This is a genomic window from Mycoplana sp. ABR4_002 (assembly GCF_056159645.1).
This window is the reverse complement of record NZ_JBSWVO010000001.1, coordinates 3,366,910-3,387,160: the sequence shown is the minus strand read 5'-3', so window position 1 is coordinate 3,387,160 and position 20,251 is coordinate 3,366,910. Positions and strand designations below refer to the sequence as shown.

Annotated in this window: 18 protein-coding genes; 3 read left to right on the top strand and 15 right to left on the bottom strand. The window is 66.2% G+C overall.

From position 1 onward, the window contains the following. Position 1: 1 nt before the first annotated feature. The 4 genes from ACXAGF_RS16120 to ACXAGF_RS16105 all read right to left on the bottom strand — a co-directional run bounded on the left by ACXAGF_RS16120 (position 2) and on the right by ACXAGF_RS16105 (position 4,273). Complete coding sequence (locus ACXAGF_RS16120) at positions 2–1,117, bottom strand: ABC transporter ATP-binding protein (RefSeq protein WP_475018390.1); 1,116 nt, start codon at positions 1,115–1,117, stop codon at positions 2–4. Positions 1,118–1,122: 5 nt separating this feature from the next. After that, positions 1,123–2,004, bottom strand: a complete 882-nt coding sequence (locus ACXAGF_RS16115; RefSeq protein WP_475018389.1) for a carbohydrate ABC transporter permease — start codon at positions 2,002–2,004, stop codon at positions 1,123–1,125. Further along, positions 2,001–2,882 (bottom strand): carbohydrate ABC transporter permease, encoded by an 882-nt coding sequence (locus tag ACXAGF_RS16110; protein WP_475018388.1) that lies wholly within the window; start codon positions 2,880–2,882, stop codon positions 2,001–2,003. The genes ACXAGF_RS16115 and ACXAGF_RS16110 overlap by 4 nt, the downstream gene beginning before the upstream one ends. Positions 2,883–3,058: 176 nt before the next feature. After that, positions 3,059–4,273: an ABC transporter substrate-binding protein gene (locus tag ACXAGF_RS16105; protein ID WP_475019324.1), complete on the bottom strand. Its 1,215-nt coding sequence runs from the start codon at positions 4,271–4,273 to the stop codon at positions 3,059–3,061. Positions 4,274–4,646: 373 nt separating this feature from the next. Between ACXAGF_RS16105 and ACXAGF_RS16100 the strand changes: the two genes are divergently transcribed. Then, positions 4,647–5,699, top strand: coding sequence for a LacI family transcriptional regulator (locus ACXAGF_RS16100; RefSeq protein ID WP_475018387.1), 1,053 nt, complete (start codon positions 4,647–4,649; stop codon positions 5,697–5,699). Positions 5,700–5,743: 44 nt separating this feature from the next. Here the strand turns inward: ACXAGF_RS16100 and ACXAGF_RS16095 are convergent, their stop codons facing one another. From ACXAGF_RS16095 to ACXAGF_RS16075, 5 genes are read right to left on the bottom strand one after another with little or no spacing between them, the layout of a single operon-like run. Continuing rightward, positions 5,744–7,252: an aldehyde dehydrogenase family protein gene (locus ACXAGF_RS16095; RefSeq protein WP_475018386.1), complete on the bottom strand. Its 1,509-nt coding sequence runs from the start codon at positions 7,250–7,252 to the stop codon at positions 5,744–5,746. Further along, entirely contained in the window at positions 7,252–8,031 is a 780-nt protein-coding gene (locus ACXAGF_RS16090) for an enoyl-CoA hydratase/isomerase family protein (protein WP_475018385.1), read from the bottom strand. The genes ACXAGF_RS16095 and ACXAGF_RS16090 overlap by 1 nt, the downstream gene beginning before the upstream one ends. Beyond that, positions 8,024–9,637, bottom strand: a complete 1,614-nt coding sequence (locus tag ACXAGF_RS16085; RefSeq protein WP_475018384.1) for an acyl CoA:acetate/3-ketoacid CoA transferase — start codon at positions 9,635–9,637, stop codon at positions 8,024–8,026. Before ACXAGF_RS16085 ends, ACXAGF_RS16090 begins: the two co-directional genes overlap by 8 nt. Positions 9,638–9,646: 9 nt before the next feature. Then, entirely contained in the window at positions 9,647–10,648 is a 1,002-nt protein-coding gene (locus ACXAGF_RS16080; RefSeq protein ID WP_475018383.1) for a Gfo/Idh/MocA family protein, read from the bottom strand. Beyond that, positions 10,645–11,691 (bottom strand): LacI family DNA-binding transcriptional regulator, encoded by a 1,047-nt coding sequence (locus ACXAGF_RS16075; protein WP_475018382.1) that lies wholly within the window; start codon positions 11,689–11,691, stop codon positions 10,645–10,647. The genes ACXAGF_RS16080 and ACXAGF_RS16075 overlap by 4 nt, the downstream gene beginning before the upstream one ends. A gap of 406 nt (positions 11,692–12,097) precedes the next feature. Here ACXAGF_RS16075 and ACXAGF_RS16070 point away from each other — a divergent pair, with 406 nt between their 5' ends. Further along, positions 12,098–13,264 (top strand): dihydrodipicolinate synthase family protein, encoded by a 1,167-nt coding sequence (locus ACXAGF_RS16070; RefSeq protein ID WP_475018381.1) that lies wholly within the window; start codon positions 12,098–12,100, stop codon positions 13,262–13,264. 90 nt (positions 13,265–13,354) lie between these two features. Further along, positions 13,355–14,050, top strand: coding sequence for a uracil-DNA glycosylase (ung, locus tag ACXAGF_RS16065; protein ID WP_475018380.1), 696 nt, complete (start codon positions 13,355–13,357; stop codon positions 14,048–14,050). Positions 14,051–14,116: 66 nt separating this feature from the next. Here ung and ACXAGF_RS16060 read toward each other — a convergent pair whose 3' ends face one another. The 6 genes from ACXAGF_RS16060 to ACXAGF_RS16035 form a co-directional block, all read right to left on the bottom strand. Next, the gene (locus ACXAGF_RS16060; RefSeq protein ID WP_475018379.1) at positions 14,117–15,070 is read right to left on the bottom strand and encodes a nucleoside hydrolase; all 954 of its coding nucleotides are present in this window, start codon (positions 15,068–15,070) and stop codon (positions 14,117–14,119) included. Positions 15,071–15,100: 30 nt separating this feature from the next. Next, the gene (locus ACXAGF_RS16055) at positions 15,101–16,339 is read right to left on the bottom strand and encodes an NAD(P)/FAD-dependent oxidoreductase (RefSeq protein WP_475018378.1); all 1,239 of its coding nucleotides are present in this window, start codon (positions 16,337–16,339) and stop codon (positions 15,101–15,103) included. A 154-nt stretch (positions 16,340–16,493) separates the two neighbouring features. Continuing rightward, the gene (locus tag ACXAGF_RS16050; protein WP_475018377.1) at positions 16,494–17,357 is read right to left on the bottom strand and encodes a metal ABC transporter permease; all 864 of its coding nucleotides are present in this window, start codon (positions 17,355–17,357) and stop codon (positions 16,494–16,496) included. Next, positions 17,354–18,184, bottom strand: a complete 831-nt coding sequence (locus ACXAGF_RS16045; protein ID WP_475019323.1) for a metal ABC transporter permease — start codon at positions 18,182–18,184, stop codon at positions 17,354–17,356. Before ACXAGF_RS16045 ends, ACXAGF_RS16050 begins: the two co-directional genes overlap by 4 nt. A gap of 32 nt (positions 18,185–18,216) precedes the next feature. Next, on the bottom strand, positions 18,217–19,119 hold the full coding sequence (locus tag ACXAGF_RS16040; protein ID WP_475018376.1) for a manganese/iron ABC transporter ATP-binding protein: 903 nt from the start codon (positions 19,117–19,119) through the stop codon (positions 18,217–18,219). Further along, complete coding sequence (locus ACXAGF_RS16035; protein ID WP_475019322.1) at positions 19,116–19,949, bottom strand: metal ABC transporter substrate-binding protein; 834 nt, start codon at positions 19,947–19,949, stop codon at positions 19,116–19,118. Before ACXAGF_RS16035 ends, ACXAGF_RS16040 begins: the two co-directional genes overlap by 4 nt. Positions 19,950–20,251: the final 302 nt, after the last annotated feature.

Below are 20,251 nucleotides of genomic sequence, written 5' to 3'. Positions count from 1 at the left end.
CTCAGGCAATGCGCCGCTCGCTTTCGGGATCGAAGAAGCAGGCCTTGTCGAGGTTGAAGGCAAGCCGCGTCTTCTGCCCGGCGGAGATGGGCGCGTCGGCGCGCAGGCGGGCGACGATCTCCTTGCCGCCGAGGTTGGTGACGGCGAAGGTATCCGCACCCGCCGGTTCCACGACCTCGATCAGGCAGTCACCTTCCGCCAGCGTTCTCGCATTGCGGTCGGCTCCGTCGAGGTCGGTCAACGCCTCCGGGCGGATGCCGAAGACGATCTCCTTGCCGTGGTAGCCGGCCAGGGCCCCGGGCGCGTTGGGGACGGCGAGCCGCAAGGGTTCGGCCTCGGTGCGGGCCAGCGAAACCGCCAGTGCACTGCCGTCGCGCTCGATCCGGCCGGACAGGAGGTTCATCGCCGGCGATCCCATGAAATCGGCGACGAAGATGTTGGCCGGGTTGTTGTAGATCTCGGCCGGCGTGCCGAACTGCTGCAGGATGCCGTCGCGCAGGACGGCGATCTTGGTGGCGAGCGTCATCGCCTCGATCTGGTCGTGGGTGACGTAGACGATGGTCGTGCCCATGCGCTGGTGCAGGCGCTTGATCTCGGTGCGCATGTCGACGCGCAGCTTGGCGTCGAGGTTGGACAAGGGCTCGTCGAACAGGAACAGCTTGGGGTCGCGTACCAGCGCTCGGCCCATCGCGACGCGCTGGCGCTGGCCGCCCGACAGCTGGCCGGGCTTGCGGTCGAGCAGATGGTCGATCTGCAGCATTTCCGCGACCTCGTTGATCGCCTTGTCGCGCTGCTCCTTCGGTACGCCGCGGATCTCCATGCCGAAGGCGATGTTCCCGGCCACCGTCATGTTGGGATAGAGCGCGTAGGACTGGAACACCATGGCGATGTCGCGCTTGGACGGGTGCAGTCCGGCGACCGAACGGCCGTCGATGGCGATGTCGCCGGCGGTGATCGGCTCCAGCCCGGCGATGGTGTTGAGCAGGGTGGACTTGCCGCAGCCGGACGGGCCGACGAGCACGAGGAAGCCGCCCTGCTCGATCTCCAGGTTGATATCCTTCAGGATCTCCAGCGCGCCATAGGATTTGCGAAGATTGCTGATCTTGAGAAATGCCATTGCAGTTATCCTTTCACGGCACCGGACATCAGGCCACGGACGAAGTAGCGGCCGGAGACGATGTAGACGATGAGGGTGGGCAGGGCGGCGAGGATCGCGCCCGCAAAGTGGACATTGTATTCCTTCACGCCGGTGGACGACGAGACGAGGTTGTTGAGCGCGACCGTCATCGGCGTGGAGTAGGGGCCGGAGAAGGAGGCGCCGAAGAGGAAGTCGTTCCAGATATTGGTGAACTGCCAGATCACCGAGACGACGATGATCGGTCCGGAGGAGGGCAGCAGGATGCGGCGGAAGATCTGGAAGAAGCCCGCGCCGTCGATCTGGGCCGCCCGCACCAGTTCGCTCGGGAACGCCTCGTAGTAGTTGCGGAAGTAGAGCGTCGTGAAGCCGATGCCGTAGATCACGTGGACGAGGATCAGCCCCCAGATGGTGCCGGCGATGCCGAAGATGCCAAGCATGCGCGCCATCGGGATCAGCACGATCTGGAACGGAATGAAGCAGGACAAGAGCAGCATGCCGAAGAAGATGTTGGAACCGCGGAACTGCCACTTGGTCAGCACGTAGCCGTTCAGCGCGCCGAGGATGGTGGAGATCGCCACCGCCGGCACGACCATCAGGATCGAATTGATGAAGAACGGCCGCAGGCCGGTCGGCTGCACGCCGATCTGTGCCGTCGACCAGGCCGAAAGCCAGGGCTCGATGGTCCAGGTCTGCGGCAGGTTCAGCATCCCGCCCTGGCGGATCTCGTCCAGCGGCTTCAGCGAGTTGACCACCATCACATAGAGCGGCAGCAGGTAGTAGATGGCGAAGATGATCAGCGCGGTATAGATCAGCGCGCGTGTCAGGCGGCCGTGGCTGATGACGTTTTCGGGGCTGGCTGCGCTCATCGGCCTTTGCCTCCACGGATTTCGGAATAGAGATAGGGGACGATGATCGAGAAGATCATCACCAGCATGATGATTGCCGACGAGGCGCCGATCCCCATCTGGTTGCGGGTGAAGGTGTAGGAATACATGAAGGTCGCCGGCAGCTCGGTCGCCTGTCCGGGGCCGCCGCCGGTCAGCGCGATGATCAGGTCGTAGGCCTTGATCGCCAGGTGCGCGAGCACGACGAAGGCGGACAGGAACACCGGCCGCATCAGCGGAATGATGATGCGGCGGTAGACGGTCGGGGTCGAGGCCCCGTCGATCTGGGCGGCCTTGATGATCTCGTTGTCGACGCCGCGCAGGCCGGCCAGGAACATCGCCATGACGAAGCCGGAGGACTGCCAGACAGCGGCGATGACGACGCAGTAGATCGCGAAGTGGCGGTCCTTGATCCAGTTGAAGGAGAAGCTCTCCCAACCCCACAGGTGCATGGTGTGCTCCAGGCCGATGCCGGGATCGAGGAACCACTTCCAGGCCGTCCCGGTGACGATGAAGGAGAGCGCCATCGGATAGAGGTAGATCGGGCGCAGCAGGCCCTCGATGCGGATGCGCTGATCCAGCAGAATCGCCAGCCCCAGCCCGATCACGGTGCAAATGACGATGTAGAGCGAGGCGAAGATTGCGAGGTTGCTGATCGCCCGCCACCAGTGTGGCAGCGTCCAGAGGCGAACGTAGTTCTGCAGTCCGACGAAGTCGTAGGAAGGCAGCATACGGCTGCCCGTCAGCGACAGTAGGCCCGTGTAGGCAATGAAGCCGTAGACGAACACCAGGACTATGAGAAAGCTGGGGGCGAGCACGAGCTTCGGCAAAAGCTCCTGCAGCCGGCTGCGGCTATCCATGATCGTTACCACCGTATTTGTGCGGTTCTGGTTCAGAGGGCGTCTTGCCCGTCACCCTGGTCCTCTCCCCGCAAGGCGCGGGGAGAGGAAAGCTGGGCGATGCGGCACCTGGTTCCTCCCAAGCGGGACGATGGTGCCGTCGGTCGGCAGAGAGGAGGCGGCCGCCCCTGCCTTGCTTACTTTGCGCCTTCGACCGCCGTGACCAGTTCCTCGACGGCTTCCTCCGAGGAGATCTCGCCGTTGAACTGACGGGTCACGACGTCGTAGATCGCGTTCTTGACGGCAGCCGGGTTGGCATGGCCGTGCGCCATGGAGCCGTAGAGCGAGCCGTTGGAGTTGGCCTCGGCCAGGTCCTTGATGCCCTTCTTGCCGCAGTCGTCGAAGTCCGTGTCCGGAACGTCGGTGCGGGCCGGGACCGACCCCTTGACCACGTTGAAGGCCGACTGGAAGGTCGGGCTCTCGATGGCCGAGGCCATGGCGAGCTGCGCCGGCACCTTGTCGTCGGAGACCTTGAACATGGCGAACTGGTCGGAGTTGAAGGTGACTGCGCCCTGGGTGCCGGGGAAGCGCATGCAGACGAAGTCGGTGCCCGGCTTCTTGCCGGCCTTCAGGAATTCGCCCTTGGCCCAGTCGCCCATGAACTGCAGTCCGGCCTTGTCCTCGATGACCATGGCGGAAGCCAGGTTCCAGTCGCGGCCGGAGAAGTTGTCGTCCACGTAGGAGCGCAGCTTCGTCATGCGGTCGAAGGCTTCCTTCATCTGGTCGCTGCCGAGCGTCTCGGCATCAAGGTCGACGAAGGCCTTCTTGTAGAAGTCGGTGCCGAGCGAGAGCACGACAGCGTCGAAGATCGTCGCATCCTGCCAGGCCTGGCCGCCATGGGCGACCGGGGTGATGCCCTGCTCCTTGAAGTTGTCGAGCAACGCGATCAACTCGTCCCAGTTCTGCGGCTCCTTGCCGCCGGCCTTGTCGAGCGCGGCCTTGTTGATCCACACCCAGTTGGTGGAGTGGACGTTCACGGGCGCTGCGATCCAGTGACCGTCATACTTGGAGAACTGCTGCAGGGCGCCGGGAACGACCTCGTCCCAGCCTTCCTTGGCGGCGATCTCGTCAAGGTTGCCGAGCGCGCCTTCCTTGGCCCAGTCGAGGATGTCGAAGCCGAGCATCTGCACGGCCGTCGGCGCGTTGCCGGCGGTGACGCGGGCACGCAGCACGGTCATGGCCTCGGTGCCGCCGCCGCCTGCGACCGGCATGTCGGTCCAGCTGATGCCCTTGGACTCGAGGTCCTTCTTGAGCACGTCGAGCGCTGCCGCCTCGCCGCCGGACGTCCACCAGTGCAGTACTTCCACGTTCTCCTCAGCGCGTGCGGAGACGCCGCCGCCGAGGGTCATCATCACCGCGGCAATCGCGGTCGTCGTCATGAACTTGCGCATCGAATTCCTCCCGTTTGCAAGTTGTCCTGGCGGGTACTCCTCCCGCCGTACCAGGCCGCCGCCGGAATTCCGGCGATGACGTTGGGCTACGGCCACAGCCGTCGGCTCAATTTAAAACGTTATAAGTTCCTGTAAGTCAAGCGTACCTCCGCCCTTGACGGCCAAGCCGCGAAACGCCGCAAATTTCAGCGGGTAGGGACGTTTCCGGGCGATCAAAGCGCCGTTGTGCAGTGCGCGATGCGCATTTAAAACGTTTGCAGTGCAGGATTGCCTCGGACCCGGCCAGTTTGTAAGGTGCCGCCGAAATTGCCACCCCGAACCGAAGAAGAGCGCCGTGCCACGCCGCGAGAAGCTGTCCGATCCCGTGTTGCCTAAGACCGGCGCGCATACCGGCAAGCCGACGCTGAAGACCATCGCCGACATCACCGGTCTTGCCGTGACCACCGTCTCGCGGGCGCTCGGCAACGCGCCGCAGATTTCGGCCGCGACCCGCAAGCTCGTGCACGCGGTGGCAAGCGAGATCGGCTATCTGCCGGATCGCGCCGCCCAGCGGCTGAAAACCGGCCGCACCAACGTCATCTCCGTGCTGCTCGATCCGCACGAGGAAATCCTTGGCTACGGCACGTCGCTGATGCACGGCCTGGCGCGCGCGCTGCAGGCGACGCCCTACCATCTCATCGTCACGCCGAACTTCATCGGCGGCAGCAACGTCGACGCGGTCAATTACATCATCCGCAACGGCATGGCGGACGGCCTGATCTTCTCGCGCACCGAGCCGTTCGATCCGCGTGTGCGGCTGCTGCTGGAAAACGGCTTTCCCTTCGTCACGCACGGACGAACCGAATTCACCACGCCGCATCCCTATGTCGATTTCGACAACTACACCTTCGCCTACGAGGCGGTGCGGCGGCTGATTGCGAAGGGCCGCCGTACCGTGGCGGTCATTCCTCCGCCGAAGCGGCTGACGTTCTCGCAGCACATGCTGCACGGGTTCATGACCGCGGTTCGCGAGGCAGGCATTGCCTTCGAGGTCTTCGAAGCCATCGATCTCGACAGTCCGCCCGACCAGATCCGCGATCACATGCGCCGGCGCATGGCGCAGGCCGACGCACCGGACGGGATCGTCTGTCCCGGCGAGGTCTCGGCGCTGGCGTCGATCACCGGCATGAGCGACCGCGGCCTCAGCCTCGGTGTCGAGTATGACATCGTCGCCAAGCAGACCTCGCGGTTGCTGACCCAGATCCAGCCAAAGGTCGAGACGATCTACGAGGACCTTACCGCAACGGGCGAGGCGATGGGCGCGATCCTGCTGCGGCGCATTGCCGGCGAAGACCCGGCGGGCCTGCACGTGCTGCAGGCCCCACAACTGGGCTTTCCGACCCCTTGAAGGGGCGCAGCCGCCGCCAGCAATAGTTGTCGGAAGGGGGGCGGTCATTGGGGCATCCACCAGTTGGTGCGGGCGCCGATGTGCATGTTGAGCGTTTTCGTTTCGGTGTAGTCCTCCACGGCATGACGACCGAGTTCGCGACCGAGGCCTGACTGCTTGTAGCCGCCGAACGGCAGTTCGGCCGCGCCGTCCATGAAGGTGTTCATCCAGACCGTGCCGGCTCGCACCCGCCGTCCAACCATCAGGCAGGTGTCGAAATCGCGACTCCAGACACCGGCGGACAGGCCGTAATCGATGGAATTGGCGATGCGGATGGCCTCTTCGGTGGTATCGAAGGTCAGGACCGACAGCACCGGGCCGAACACCTCTTCGCGCGCCACCGCCATGTCCGGCGTGACCTGCGCCAACACGGTCGGCGCCATGTACTGGCCGATGCCGAAATCCAGCGAATCCCCGCCGTGGGCGAGGGTTGCCCCGCTACCGGCTGCCCCGAGCACGTAGCCGGCGATCTTCTGCAGGTGCTCCGGTGTGATGATCGCACCCACCTGCGTGGTCGGGTCGAGCGGGTCGCCGACCTTGACCGACTTCGAAAGCTCTGCGACGCGCGCCGTCACCTCGTCGGCGATGTCGCGGTGCAGGATCAGCCGCGAGCCGGCATTGCAGCACTCGCCGGCGTTGAAATAGGCACCGAACACGGCGGCGTCGATGAACTCGTCGAGGTTGGCGTCCGGGAAGACGATCTGCGGGTTCTTGCCGCCGAGCTCGAGCGACACCTTCTTCAGCGTCTGCGCCGCGTTGCCCATGGTCAGCCGGCCGACGCCGGTCGAGCCGGTGAAGGATACCATGTCGACGTCCGGATGCGTCGTCAGCGGCGCGCCGACGTCCGGGCCGGTGCCGGTGAGGATGTTGACCACACCGATCGGCACGCCGGCCTCAAGCAGGATTTCGCCGAGCACCATCGTCGAGCCGGAGGTAAGCTCCGACGGCTTGACCACGGCGGTGCAGCCGGCGGCCAGCGCGAACGGCAGCTTCTGACCGACGATCAGGAAGGGAAAGTTCCACGGCGTGATGATCGAGACGACGCCGACCGCCTCGCGCAGGACGACGCCGAGCGTGCCGTCGCCCAAGGTGTTGTAGCTCTCCCCGTGCAGGTCGCGGGCAAGCGCGGCGGCATAGCGCCAGATGTCGACGGCACCGGCAATCTCGCCGCGCACCTGGCTGATCGGCTTCCCGGCCTCGAGCGCATCGAGATGGGCCAGCTCGTCGGTGCGGGCGGCGATCAGGTCGGCAGCCTTCAAAAGAATGTTGGAGCGCTCGGCACCGGTCATGCGCGGCCAGCGGCCGTAGTCGAAAGCGTGGCGGGCGGCGGCAATGGCGCGTTCGGCGTCGGTCGCTGTTCCAGCCTGATAGCGGCTCACCACGATCCCGTGGCCCGGAGCGGTGCGTTCCAGTGTGTTGCCGCGGTCCGCCTCGACCCATGCGCCGTCGATCAGCATGCGGAACTCGCGCACCTTGTAGTCCGTCAGCGCCTTCGGCTCTACTGTAACTGTCATTACCATTCTCCCTTGAACTCGGCGGGGCGCTTTCCCGTAAAGGCGGCGACGCCTTCCTTCAGGTCCCCGGTCTTGGCGACGAGGATCGAGCCGAGAGCCTCGACCGCGCTGCCATTGTCCTCGCCGTTGGCGACGGCGATCATCAGTTTCGAGACTTCGGTCGCGGCGGGGCCACGGGCCGCGATCCGGGCCGCATAGTCGTTCGCCGCCTGCATCGCAGTTCCGGTCGCGACGACCTGGTCGACGATGCCTAGCGCCTGCGCCTCCGCCGCCGACAGCACTTCGCCGCCGAGAAGCATCCGCCGCACCGCCTGCGCGCCAAAGCGCTTCACCAGCCGCTGCGTGCCCGACCAGCCGGGGACCATGCCAAGGCCCGCTTCCGGCAGGCCGATCATAACCTGCATTTCGGCAATGCGAATGTCGGCGGCGGCGGCAAGCTCCAGTCCGCCGCCCAGCGCGTGGCCGTTGACGGCGGCGATCAGCGGCATGCGCAGGTTCGCCAGTCGCTCGAACACGCGGTGGCCGAAGCGCACCCAGGCATGGCCGAACTCGTTCGGCTCCATGCCGGCCCAGGCCTTGATGTCGCCGCCGGCGGAGAAGGCCTTTCCCGCCCCGGTCAGGATGGCGACGCGGATGGCGGCGTTCGCCTCGATCGCGTCGCAGGCGGCGGCAAGCTCCCTCAGCATGCCGATGTCGAAGGCATTCAGCTTGTCCGGCCGCGCGACGGTCAGCGTCGCGATCGCGCCGTCGACGGCGACCTTGATGCGCGACTCAGCCATGAACGTTCTCCCCGAGCCTGCGCTCCGGCTTGCGTGACAGGGTCAGCCCGAGCGGCGCATCGGCAAAGAGCGCACGGTCCATCACCTTGAGGTTTTCCGATACGATCAGCGGGAACTCCGATTGGTCGAGAATGTGGCTCTGCAGGTCGACGCCGGGCGCGATCTCGGTCAGCACGATGCCGCCAGGCGTCAGCTTCATCACGCAGCGCTCGGTGACATAGGTGATGTCCTGCCCCTGTTCGACGGCGCGGCGGCCCGAGAAGGTGACATGCTCGACCTCGTTGACCAGCTTCTTCAGCTTGCCTTCCTTCTCGATCGCCAGCCGTCCGTCTTCGATGGCGAGCCTGGCGCCGGCATTGAACATGCCGGAGAAGACGATCTTTCTGGCCCGAGCGGTGATGTCGACGAAACCGCCGGCTCCGGCCGTTACATGGGGGCGGAAGGAGAGCTTGGAGACATTGACGGAGCCGTCGCGGCCGATCTCGAGGAACGACAGCAGCGACGCGTCGAAGCCAGCGCCCTGGAAATAGGTGAACTGATAGGGGGAGGGCATGTAGGCATCGGCATTCGAAGCGCAGCCGAAGGCGAAGTCGAGCAGTGGCACGCCGCCGACGGCACCCTGCTCGATCACCCAGGTGACATCGCCATGGAGACCTTCCTCCAGCAGGATGCGCGGGACGTTGGCCGAGATGCCGAAGCCGAGATTGATGCAGCTGCCGGCCTCTAGCTCCTGCGCGACGCGGCGGGCGATCACCTTCTGGATGTTGAACTCGGGTACCCGGAAGGTATCGAGCGGGCGGATCAGTTCGCCGGAAATCGCCGGATCGTAGAGCGTCTGGGTCGTCTGCTTCTGGTCGGGGTCGACGACGACGTAGTCGACCAGCATGCCCGGCACGCGCACGTCGTGCGGGCGCAGCGTGCCGTCCTTGGTGATGCGCTTGACCTGGGCAATGACGATGCCGCCGTTGTTGCGGGCGGCGAGCGCCTGATCGAGCCCGCCGAGATAGGCGCCCTCGTGCTCGTAGCTGAGATTGCCGCGCTCGTCGGCGGTGGTGGCGCGGATGATCGCCACCTGCGGGATGATTGCCGGGAAATACAGCCACTCTTCACCCTCGAAGGCGACCTTCTTGACCACCGGCTCGGCGGCCGCCTTGTCGTTCATCGCACAGCCCTGCCGGGAGGGATCGACGAAAGTGTCGAGGCCGACCTTGGTCAGCACGCCGGGGCGCTTGGCGGCCGCTTCACGGTGGATATCGAACAGGATGCCGGAGGGCACGTTGTAGGCCGGGATCTCGTTGCCGGTCACCATCTGCCAGATCTGCGGCGGCTCGGCCGAGGACGGCCCCGATGGGTAGGAGCCGCCGATAATCCTCGCCAGCAGCCCCTTCTTGGCGATGTGGTCCACGCCCTTGATGCCGCTCATGTCGCCGGCGGCGATCGGATGCAGGGTGGTGATGTTCCGCGGGTGACCGGTTGCATCGAAGCGCTCGCCGATCGCCTTCAGCATCAGGTCCGGGCAACCGAGCCCGGACGATGACGACACGGTGACGATGGCTCCGTCGGGGATCAGGCTGGCCGCTTCGGAAGGAGAAATATGCTTGCTCATCGGATGCACTCAAAGTCCGGTTTCGATCTTGACGGCGCGCCCGCTCCTGGCCGCTTCGACGACGGCAAGGCCGGTCGCCAGCGACCAGACCCCGTCCTTGCCGGTGGCGGAGGGCATCCCCTTGCCGGCAACCGCCGCGTGGAAAGCCGCAAGGGCCGTCTCATAGAGATTGCGCTGGTCGAGCGGCAGTTGCTGTTCGCCCTCGGCATTGCGCAGCGTCACCGTGCCGACCGCGCGCTGGGTCATCACGTTGCGGCCGATCAGCGAGCCCTCGGTGCCGTGCACCTCCAGCCCGGTTTCGGCAAATTTGGTTGTAAAGCCGTCATGGAACTGGGCGATCACGCCGTTCTTGAACCGCAGCACGCCCATCACCGCGTCTTCCAGCCCGGCCTTGCTCATGCCGCCGGCCTGCGAGAAGGCAATGGCTTCGACCGGATCGTCGCCGAGCACGAAGCGCAACGTGTCGGTGTCGTGCACGGTGATGTCGAGGATGACGCCGCCCCCGGCCTCCGGCCTGTCGAGGCGCCAGCCCTGCAGGTGCGGCGGCAGGTAGACCGCGTGGAAGACGCGGGCCGACAGCGGCGTGCCGATCCGGCCGGCGGCAATCGCATCACGCATCGCACGATGGGTGGCGGCGTTGCGCAGATGATGGTTGGTCGCCAGCACGATGCCGGCCTCATTCGCCGCCTTCACCATGGCGCGCGCATCGTCCAGCGACACCGCCAGCGGCTTTTCGCACAGGATGTGCTTGCCGGCGCGGGCGGCGGCGAGCGCCTGGTCGCGGTGCAGTTCGTTGGTGGTGGAGATGTAGACGGCATCGACCTCGGAATCGCCGACCAGTTGATCGAGCGTCACGACCGACTTCGCGATGCCGTGCTCGGCCGCGTATTTCCGGCCGCGCTCGACGCTGCTGCTCATGACGGAAACGATGTCGCCGCCCGTTGCGCGGATCGCGTCGATCACCCACTCATGCGCGATCGTGCTCGCGCCGATCAATCCCCACCGTGTCATGCGAGTACCCTCCGTCCCATGTCCTTCAGCGCCGCCCCGCAGCTCTGGCGTACCACCAGCCGCACCGAGGAAACGATCGTCTCCGGTTCGACCCGACCCGAATTGATCTGCTTCAGCAGCATCTGCGCGGCCCGGCGGCCCATGCCCTGCGGATCGACCGACACCGTCGTCAGCGCCGGCACGGCCGATTCCGCCTCGATCACGTCGTCGAAGCCGACGACGCCGAAGTCGCGGCCCGGCTCGCGCCCGCGGGCGCGCAGGCCGTCGCAGACGCCGAAGGCGACGGCGTCGTTGAAGCACAACGCGGCCGTCGGGCCGTCGGCGATCAGCATGGCGCGCTCGATCGCGGCGACGCCGCCGGCGCGCGACGGCGCGGAGGTGACGACAAGCGCGGCGTCGGGCGCGATCCCGGCGGTCGCAAGGGTCTCGCGATAGCCCTGCATGCGCTCGCTCGACACGGCCGTGTCGGAGAAGCCGCCGAGGAAGGCGATGCGGCGGTGGCCCAGCGCGATCAGGTGTTCGGTCGCGGCGCGGGCGCCGGCATGGTTGTCCGAGGTGAGCGAGGAGATCTTGGCGCCGGCGACGTTGCGCACGACGCCGACAACCGGCACTCTGGCCGCGGTCAGCGGCTTGAGATCGGCGGCCTCCGTGCCGCGCGCCGGAGAGATGATCAGGCCGGAGATGCCGTGCTCGCGCATCGAGGCGATCACCTCGCGCTGACGGTCGACGCTCTCGGCGGTGTTGGCGAGAAACTGCACGTAGCCGGCGGACTGCATGACCATGTCCATGCCGACGGCGAGTTCGGCGAAGAAGGAGTTGGTGAGGTCGTTGACGACTATCCCGACGATCTTTGACGAGGCCGTCTGGCGCAGGTTGGCGGCGCCGCGATTGTAGACGTAGCCGAGCTCGCGGATGGCGGCGTTGACCTTGGCGCGGGTCTGCTCGTTGACCAGCGGGCTTGCCTGCAGCACGAGCGAGACGGTCGATTTCGACACGCCGGCGGCGCGCGCAATGTCGACAACGGTCACCCGGCTCCTGTTCACGAAGTCTCCCTCCCCTGCGAGGCTTGCTGCTCGCGCTTGATGGTCAAGCATTTATTGGATCGTTCCAAATTTGTCAAGCCGGAAATATGAAGGCTCTCGTTGGAACGGTCTCGCCTGACGTTCGGGGGTTCGGTTTGGCGGCTGTGGCGACCTGTGGTTGGCTATCGACTGAGGGCTCGTGCGTCAGATCTAAAAATCACTTATATCTCATATAGATATTCCGCCAATTAGGAGCCGGTTGGGGAGGGGTTCGCAGTTGATGCGGCAACTGGAAACTGGCGCCGACGGCGCCGGTGGAAGGATCGGTGCCCGACATCGGCGCTGTCCGAGGATGTCGGGCCGACTTAACGCTTGCAATTTGGAACGGTCTAAATTATGTCGATGCAAAAGCGTTGAGGAGGTTTCCATGGCGACAGTCACACTGCCGACGGCGGACGGTGCAAGCGCACCGTATCGGCTCGCAGGAACGCCGACCGTCCGGCCGGCCGGCCCGCCGGCGTTTAGCCGCATTGCCTATGCTGCCGCGCATGTCGTCTCCGACCCGTGGAGGGAGGTGCGTCCGTGGGAGAATCCGGCGATCGACTGGGAGGCGACAATGGCGTTCCGCCACCACCTCTGGTCGCTCGGCTTCCGCATCGCCGAGGCGATGGACACCGCCCAGCGCGGCATGGGACTGAACTGGGCCGGCGCGCAGGAACTGATCCGCCGTTCGCTTGCCGAAGCGCGGACGGTGCCGGGCGCCGATCTCGCCTGCGGCGCCGGCACCGACCATCTGGCGCCGGCCGACGCGCGCACACTCGAGGACGTGATCGCGGCCTATGAGGAGCAGATCGGCTTCGTGGAGAAGCATGGCGGGCGGTCGATCATGATGGCGAGCCGGGCGCTCGCGCGGGTCGCGACCTCGCCCGACGACTACCGCACGGTCTATGGGCGCATTCTTGGCCAGGCGAAGGACAAGGTGGTGCTGCACTGGCTCGGCGACATGTTCGACCCGCAACTGAAGGGATACTGGGGCGCGGCAGACTTCGAGGGCGCACTGGAGACGGTGCTTTCGATCATCGGCGAGAACAGGGACAAGGTCGAGGGCATCAAGATCTCGCTGCTCGACAATGCCAAGGAGATGGCGTTGCGCGACCGGCTGCCGGACGGCGTGCTCTGCTTCACCGGCGACGACTTCAACTACGCGGAACTGATCGAGGGCGACGGGCGCAAGTACAGCCACGCGCTGCTCGGCATCTTCGACGCGGTGGCGCCGCAGGCCTCCCGGGCGCTGGCCTCGCTCGCGGCCGGTGACCTGGCAACCTTCCGAAGCGTGATCGAGCCGACCGTGCCGCTGTCGCGCAAGATCTTCGAGGCGCCAACCCAGTACTACAAGGCCGGCGTCGTCTTCCTCGCCTGGCTGAACGGCCACCAGCGGCACTTCACGATGCCGGCGGGCATGCAGTCGGCGCGCGGCATGCTGCACTATGCCGATATTTTCCGCCTCGCCGACCGTGCCAACGTCTTGGACCAGCCGGAACTGGCGGCGGCGCGGATGGCGAGCCTGATGGCCGTGCAGGGGATCGGCGCGTAACGCCCTCCGGCGGAACGGAAGCGCTCTGCCGGGGATACCGCTTTGGCCTGCGGTGCGCTATCTCTCACGGCGAAGGCGACGGGGGGCGGCATGACGGGCGGCGATGTGCGGATCGGGGAAAGCTGGAGGGCGCCGCTGTCGGCGGAGTTCGAGAGCGCCTACATGGCGGCATTGAAAGGCTTCCTCGTCCGCGAGAAGGATCAGGGCAAGCACATCTTCCCGAGGGGCTCGGAGTATTTCCGCGCGCTCGACCTGACGCCGCTTGATACGGTCAAGGTCGTCATCCTCGGCCAGGATCCGTATCACGGCGAGGGGCAGGCGCACGGCCTGTGCTTCAGCGTGCGGCCGGGCGTGCGCATCCCGCCCTCGCTCGTCAACATCTACAAGGAGATCGAGGCGGATCTCGGGATAGGCCCGGCCCGGCACGGCTTTCTCGAGCACTGGGCGCGCCAGGGCGTGCTGCTGCTCAACAGCGTGCTGACGGTGGAGATGGGCCGCGCCGCCTCGCACCAGGGCCAGGGCTGGGAGCGCTTCACCGACGCCGTCATCCGCGCCGTCGACGAGAGCGGCAGCCCGGTCGCGTTCCTGCTCTGGGGCGCCTACGCGCAGAAGAAGGCTGCCTTCGTCGACCAGAGCAGGCACCTCGTGCTGCGCGCGCCGCATCCCTCGCCACTGTCCGCCCATAGCGGCTTTTTCGGCTGTCGGCATTTTTCCAAGGCCAATGCCTTCCTGCAGAGCCGCGGCCGCGCGCCGGTTGACTGGCGGCTGCCGGAACGGCCCGAATAACATTGCCGTTGTCGGTGCCTCGCGGGCATCCGAAGCCTGTCCACCCGTCCTTGCGACTGGCAGCGGTCAGGCGGAACCGGAAAGGGTCTTCTCGATCAATTGCAGCACCCCAGCGGCGTCGATGTCGACGCAGGCGTACTGGCTCGGGCACTCATCCCAGTTGCCGGGCGGAAAGGCGCGGCCGTCGGGCTTCTGGATCGTCTGGCCGTCGGCAATCCCGCCCGCAACGACGCGAATCGCGCCGCTGCGGGTGGTGAAGAGTTCCGGGGCCACGAGATAGACACAGGCGCAGGTGTCGTGCACGACCATGCCGTCCTCGACGTGGCGACCATAGAAATCGATGTAGAGCTGCGAAATGTCGGAAAGCAGCTTGGCGCGCGCGCCGCCCTTCGCGACGATCGCATTCAGCAGCGTCCGGGTCATCACCGTCTTCATCGTCACGTCGAGGCCGACGACCGTGACCTTCCATGGTGCGGTCATCACCGCGTCCGCGGCCTCCGGGTCGCCATGGATGTTGGCCTCCGCCGCCGGCGTGATGTTGCCAGGCACGTCGAAGGCGCCGCCCATGATGATCACCTGTTTCACCAGCGCTGCGATCTCGGGATCCTCCTTCAGCGCGAAGGCGAGGTTGGACATGCGGCCGACGGCGATCAGCGTCACCTCGCCGGGGTTCGCCCTTACCGTGTCGATGATGAACCTGGGGGCGGGGCGCGGGTCGAGAGGCAGGTCGATGGTGGCCGGCAGATCGATGTTGCCGAGCCCGTCATGGCCGTGGATCATCACCGGCCAGTCGACCGGGTTGCGCATCGGGTCGAAGGCCTTGCCGTCGCCTTTGGCGACGGGGGCAGGGATGTTCCATTCACGCTTGAGGAACAACGCGTTGCGGGTGGTCGTGTCAACCGAGGCGTTGCCGAACACGGTGGTGACACCGACAAGGTCGATCGCCGGGTGCTGGTGCAGGAACAGGAGCGCCATGGCATCGTCGATGCCGGGATCGGTGTCGAATATGACCTTGTGCATGGTCGCGGCTCCTTGAGACATGACAACGGGCTACTGGAAGCGCCGGATCGAGAAGGGGTCAAGTTCGGGGCCCGCCTGACCTCCGAAAAGATCGGCCACGAGGCGGCCCGTTGTGGCGGCGAGCGTCAGCCCGAGATGGCCGTGGCCGAAAGCGAAGGCGATGCGCGGGTCGCCGGGGTGCAGGCCGATCACAGGCACCGAATCCGGGGTCGACGGCCGACGCCCCATCCACTCGGTTCCACCCTCGTCCGGAAGATCGGGCACGTAGCGGCGCATTCTCTTGCGCATGGCTTCGGCGCGGCGGTAGTTGGCGGCGGTGTCCGGCCGCGCCAGCTCGACCGCGCCGCCGACGCGCAGCATGTTCTCGAACGGCGTGGCCACGAAGCCATGCTCGGAAAAGAAGATCGGCATTTCCAGCGTCAGCGGCGGGCTTGTAAAGGTGGTGTTGTAGCCGCGCTCGGCCTCGAGCTGGACATGGAGCCCGACGCGCTCGACGAGCGGTTTCGACCAGACGCCGGCGGCGACCACGACCTTGTCGAAGAGGTGGTTGTTCTGCGCCTCGGTGCGCACGGTGATGCCGTCGCTGCTCCAGGCGATCGAGACTGCCGCGGCGTCGACGAGCCGGGCACGGGCCCGGATCGCGGACTGCAGGCGGCGCAGGAAGGTGAGCGGGTATTCGAAGGTCTGGTAGCCTTCGTTGAACACCGCGCCCGCGAACTTTCCGCGCAGCGCCGGGATGCGCCGGCGCGTCTCGGCGACGTCGAGCTTCTCGACGCCGTAGCCGCCGAGCAGGCGGGCATTGTCGACCTCGTGGGCGAAAGCCTTGTCGCGGGCAGCCTCGGAATCGAACACTGCCATGGCGCCGGTCCGGCGGATGTGGCCGGAAACGCCGGCCAGCGCCGCCATCGCGGCATGATCTTGGAGCGCCGACCGCATCAGGAAGCTCAGGGCCTGGCGGGAGCGCTCGACCTGTGCCGGCCGGGAAGAAAGCAGGAAGCGTGTCAGCCACGGCAACAGCGCGGGCAGGTCCTTCCAGCGCAGCGCCAGCGGCCCCAGCGGGTCGAGCAGCCAGCCGGGGACGGAGAGCAGCATGCCCGGCCGGGCGATCGGGTCGATCTCGGGAACGGCGAGGATGCCGGCATTGCCGACCGAGGCCGGCAGGCCGCCGGCGTCGCGTTCGATCACCGTCACGCGGTGACCCCGGTCGAGAAGGTGAAGCGCGGTGGCACAGCCGATGATGCCGCCGCCGACGATGCCGATATGTGCCATGAAAGTCCTGTTTCAGTCCGCCGCCGGGGCCGGCCGAAGAACGACCCCTCCAGATCGCGGCGGACGATAGACGGAAAAGAAATGCCTGTCGACCGCGGCAGCGGCCGCCGGCTGTGGGCAAGGTCGGGGCCGGACGGCCGGCCTGGACGGAGGTTCAGCGCGCCGGCGGGGGAGGCGGGGCGGGCGCGCGGACCGCGCGATGACGGAGCGCCTGCAGCAGAAACGCCCACACGAACAGGACGGTCAGCAGCACCACGATCGTCGGCGCCGGCGCGCTGTCGAGGAAGAAGCTCAGATAGATGCCGCAGAGCGAGGCGCCGACGGCGATCGCAACGGCGGCGGCAAGCATGGTGGTGAAGCGTCGCGTAAGCAGCGCCGCGATCGCGCCCGGCGCCACCAGCATCGCCACCGACAGAATGATGCCGACGGCCTTGAGCGCGCCGACGACGACCAGGGAGAGGACCGCCAGCAGTCCGTAGTGCAGCAATCGAACCGGAAGGCCGATCGCGGCGGCATGCTGCCGGTCGAACGCCTGCACCAGCAGGTCCTTGCGGAACAGCAGGATGAATGCGGTGCAGGCGAGCGCGATCAGGCCTGTCTCGGCGAGGTCGGAGGCGGAAATCCCGAGCATGTCACCGAACAGGATGTGGTCGAGATGCACGTCGGTCTCGACCGCGACATAGAGCACGATCCCGAGCCCGAACATGCCGGAGAAGACGATGCCGAGCACCGTGTCCTCCTTGACCCGGCTGTTGTTGCGGATGTAGCCGGCGGCCAGCGCGCAAAAGAGCCCGGCGACGAAGGCGCCGAGGGCGAAGGGCAGGCCGATGACATAGGCGATGACCACGCCCGGCAGTACCGCATGCGAGACGGCATCGCCCATCAGCGACCAGCCCTTGAGCACGAGATAGCAGGACAGCAGCGCCATCGGTATGGCGATCATCAGCGTCACGGCGAAGGCATTCTGCATGAAGCCGAAGCGGAACGGCATGAGGGCAAGCTCGATGACGTCGCTCATGCCGCGCCTCCCCTCTGCTCCAGCGCCAGCCGCCCCTGGCGGCGCAGCGCGATCAGCCCGTGCTTCGGGGCGAAGACGAAGGCGAGCAGGAAGATCAGCGTCTGCAGCACGACGATGATGCCGCCGGTGGCGCCGTCGAGGAAATAGGAGATGTAGGCGCCGGCGAAGCTGGTGCCGGCCCCGAGCAGCGCGGCGAGCAGGATCAGCCGCTGGAAGCGGTCGGTCAGGAGATAGGCGGTGGCGCCAGGGGTCACGACCATGGCAACGACGAGAAAGGCGCCGACCGTCTGCAGCGCAGCCACGGTGGACGCCGAAAGCAGGGTGAAGAACAGGAGCTTCAGCGCCGCCGGCTTCAGGCCGATCGAGCGGGCATGGTTCTCGTCGAAGAAGGTCACCATCAGGTCCTTCCACTTCAGCAGCAGGACCAGCAGCGTCACGCCGCCGATGATGGCAAGCTGCAGGGTGTCGGCAGGGGTGATCGCCAGGATGTTGCCGAGCACGATCGTCTGGATGTTGACCGAGGCCGGCGAGAGCGAGACCATGAACAGGCCGATGCCGAAGAAGGAGGTGAAGATCATGCCGATGATGGCGTCTTCCCGCAGCCGCGTGCGCTGGTTGAGGAACAGCATGGCGCCGGCCGCGAGGCCGCCCGAGAGGAAGGCGCCGAGCGAGAACGGCAGGCCGAGCATGTAGGCGCCGGCGACCCCGGGCACGATTGCGTGCGAGAGTGCGTCGCCGATCAGCGACCAGCCCTTCAGCATCAGATAGGCGGACAGAAAGCCGCAGACGCAGCCGACAAGCGCGCTGACCCACATGGCATTGACCATGTAGCCGTAGCCGAACGGTTCGAGGAGCAGGCTCACGGTCCGGCCCTTTCTTTCTCCGCCTTGCCCGATCCGCCCGTTTCGTTCCGCGATTCGCCGTAGATGACGTAGGGGCGCTCGTCGTCGGTGATGACCTTGACCTGGCGCCGGTCCTCGTCCTCGTGCAGGTCGTGACCGGAAAGAATGAAATGGCGCAGCACGCCGCCGAAGGCGCGCTCCAGGTTGGCCTCGGTGAAGGTGCTGGCCGTCGGTCCGGCGGCCAGCACCGTCCCCTTGACGAAGACCGTCCAGTCGCAGAACTCCGGCACGCTGCCGAGATTGTGGGTGGAGACCAGGATCACGCGCCCTTCGTCGCGCAGGGTGCGCAGCAGTGCGATGATCTGTTCCTCGGTGGTGACGTCGACACCGGTGAAGGGCTCGTCGAGCAGGATCACCTGGCCTTCCTGGGCGAGCGCGCGAGCGAGGAATACGCGCTTGCGCTGACCGCCGGACAACTCGCCGATCTGGCGCTTGCGGAACTCGCTCATGTTGACGCGGGCGAGCGCGGCGGAAACCATCTCGTGATCGCGGCGCGAGGGAATGCGCAGCCAGTTCATGTGGCCGTAGCGGCCCATCATCACCACGTCCTCGACCAGCACGGGAAAGGACCAGTCGACCTCTTCGGCCTGCGGGACATAGGCGACCAGGTTCTTGCGCAAGGCCTCGCGCACCGGCAGTCCGAGGATCGTCACCTGGCCGCCGGCGAGCGGAACGAAACCCATAATCGCCTTGAACAGGGTGGACTTGCCGCTGCCGTTGACGCCGACCAGCGCCGTGATCGTCCCCTTCGGCACGGAGAAGGCCGCGTGCCTCAGCGCAGTCACGCCGGTGCGGTAGGTGACGGTAACGTCCTCGGCGACGATGCCGTCCGCCGGGCTCCTGCGGCCGCCGATGATCATTGTGACAAGCCCTTCACGATGGTTTCGGAAGTGACGCGCAGCAGGTCGAGATAGGTCGGCACCGGGCCGTCGGGCTCGCTCAGCGAATCGACGTAGAGCACGCCGCCATAGGCGGCGCCGGTTTCGGCGGCCACCTGCCGGGCGGGCTTGTCGGACACGGTGCTCTCGGAGAAGACGACATGGATGTCGTGCGCGCGCACCGCGTCGATCACCGCCTTTACCTGCTTCGGCGTGCCCTGCTGGTCGGCATTGATCGGCCAGAGAAACAGCTCCTTCAGGCCGAAATCGCGGGCGAGGTAGGAGAACGCGCCCTCGCTGCTGACCAGCCAGCGCCGGTCCTCGGGCAGTTTGTCGAGTTCGGCCTCTATCGCGACCTCGAGCGCCTTGATCTTCTCGCCATAGGCCTTCGCGTTCGAAGCGTAGACCTCAGCGTTGTCCGGATCGACATCGGTGAGCGCCTTGCGGATGTTCTCGACATACACAAGCGCATTGTCCGGCGACATCCAGGCGTGCGGGTTCGGCTTGCCGCTGTAGGGGCCCTCGGTGATCCCCATCGGCTCGATCCCGTCGGAGACGATGGCGCTCGGCACGTCGTCGAGATTGGCCAGGAACTTCTCGAACCAGAGCTCCAGGTTGAGACCGTTCCAGAGAACCAGCGAGGCATCCTGGGCCTTGAGGATATCACGCGGCGTCGGCTGGTAGTTGTGGATCTCGGCGCCCGGCTTGGTGATCGACTCCACGACCGCTGCCTCGCCGGCGACGTTGCTGGCGATGTCGGCGATGACGGTGAATGTGGTGATGACCTTCGGCTTGTCCTGTGCGGCAGCCATTGCCGCCCCGCCGACCGTTACAACCGCTGCAAGGAGGGCGGACTTCAGAATGCGAACGAACATAAGCAGTTCCCAATACGCTTTTGCAAATGAGTTGCAATAAAATATAGCCGGCAAATTCGGTCTGTCAATGCAATTGCAAATCATTCGCAAGAGAGGCTCGAGTATCGCGGCTTGGAAGGAGTGTGTTAACCATCCGGAGCGGGAGCCGGGCCAGGCAAGCAGCGCCGGCCGGGCTGCGGCAGCCCCTTAAGCATTCGGCAAGGCCCTGCGCACTAGGGTCGGCCATCGCCCGCCGATGC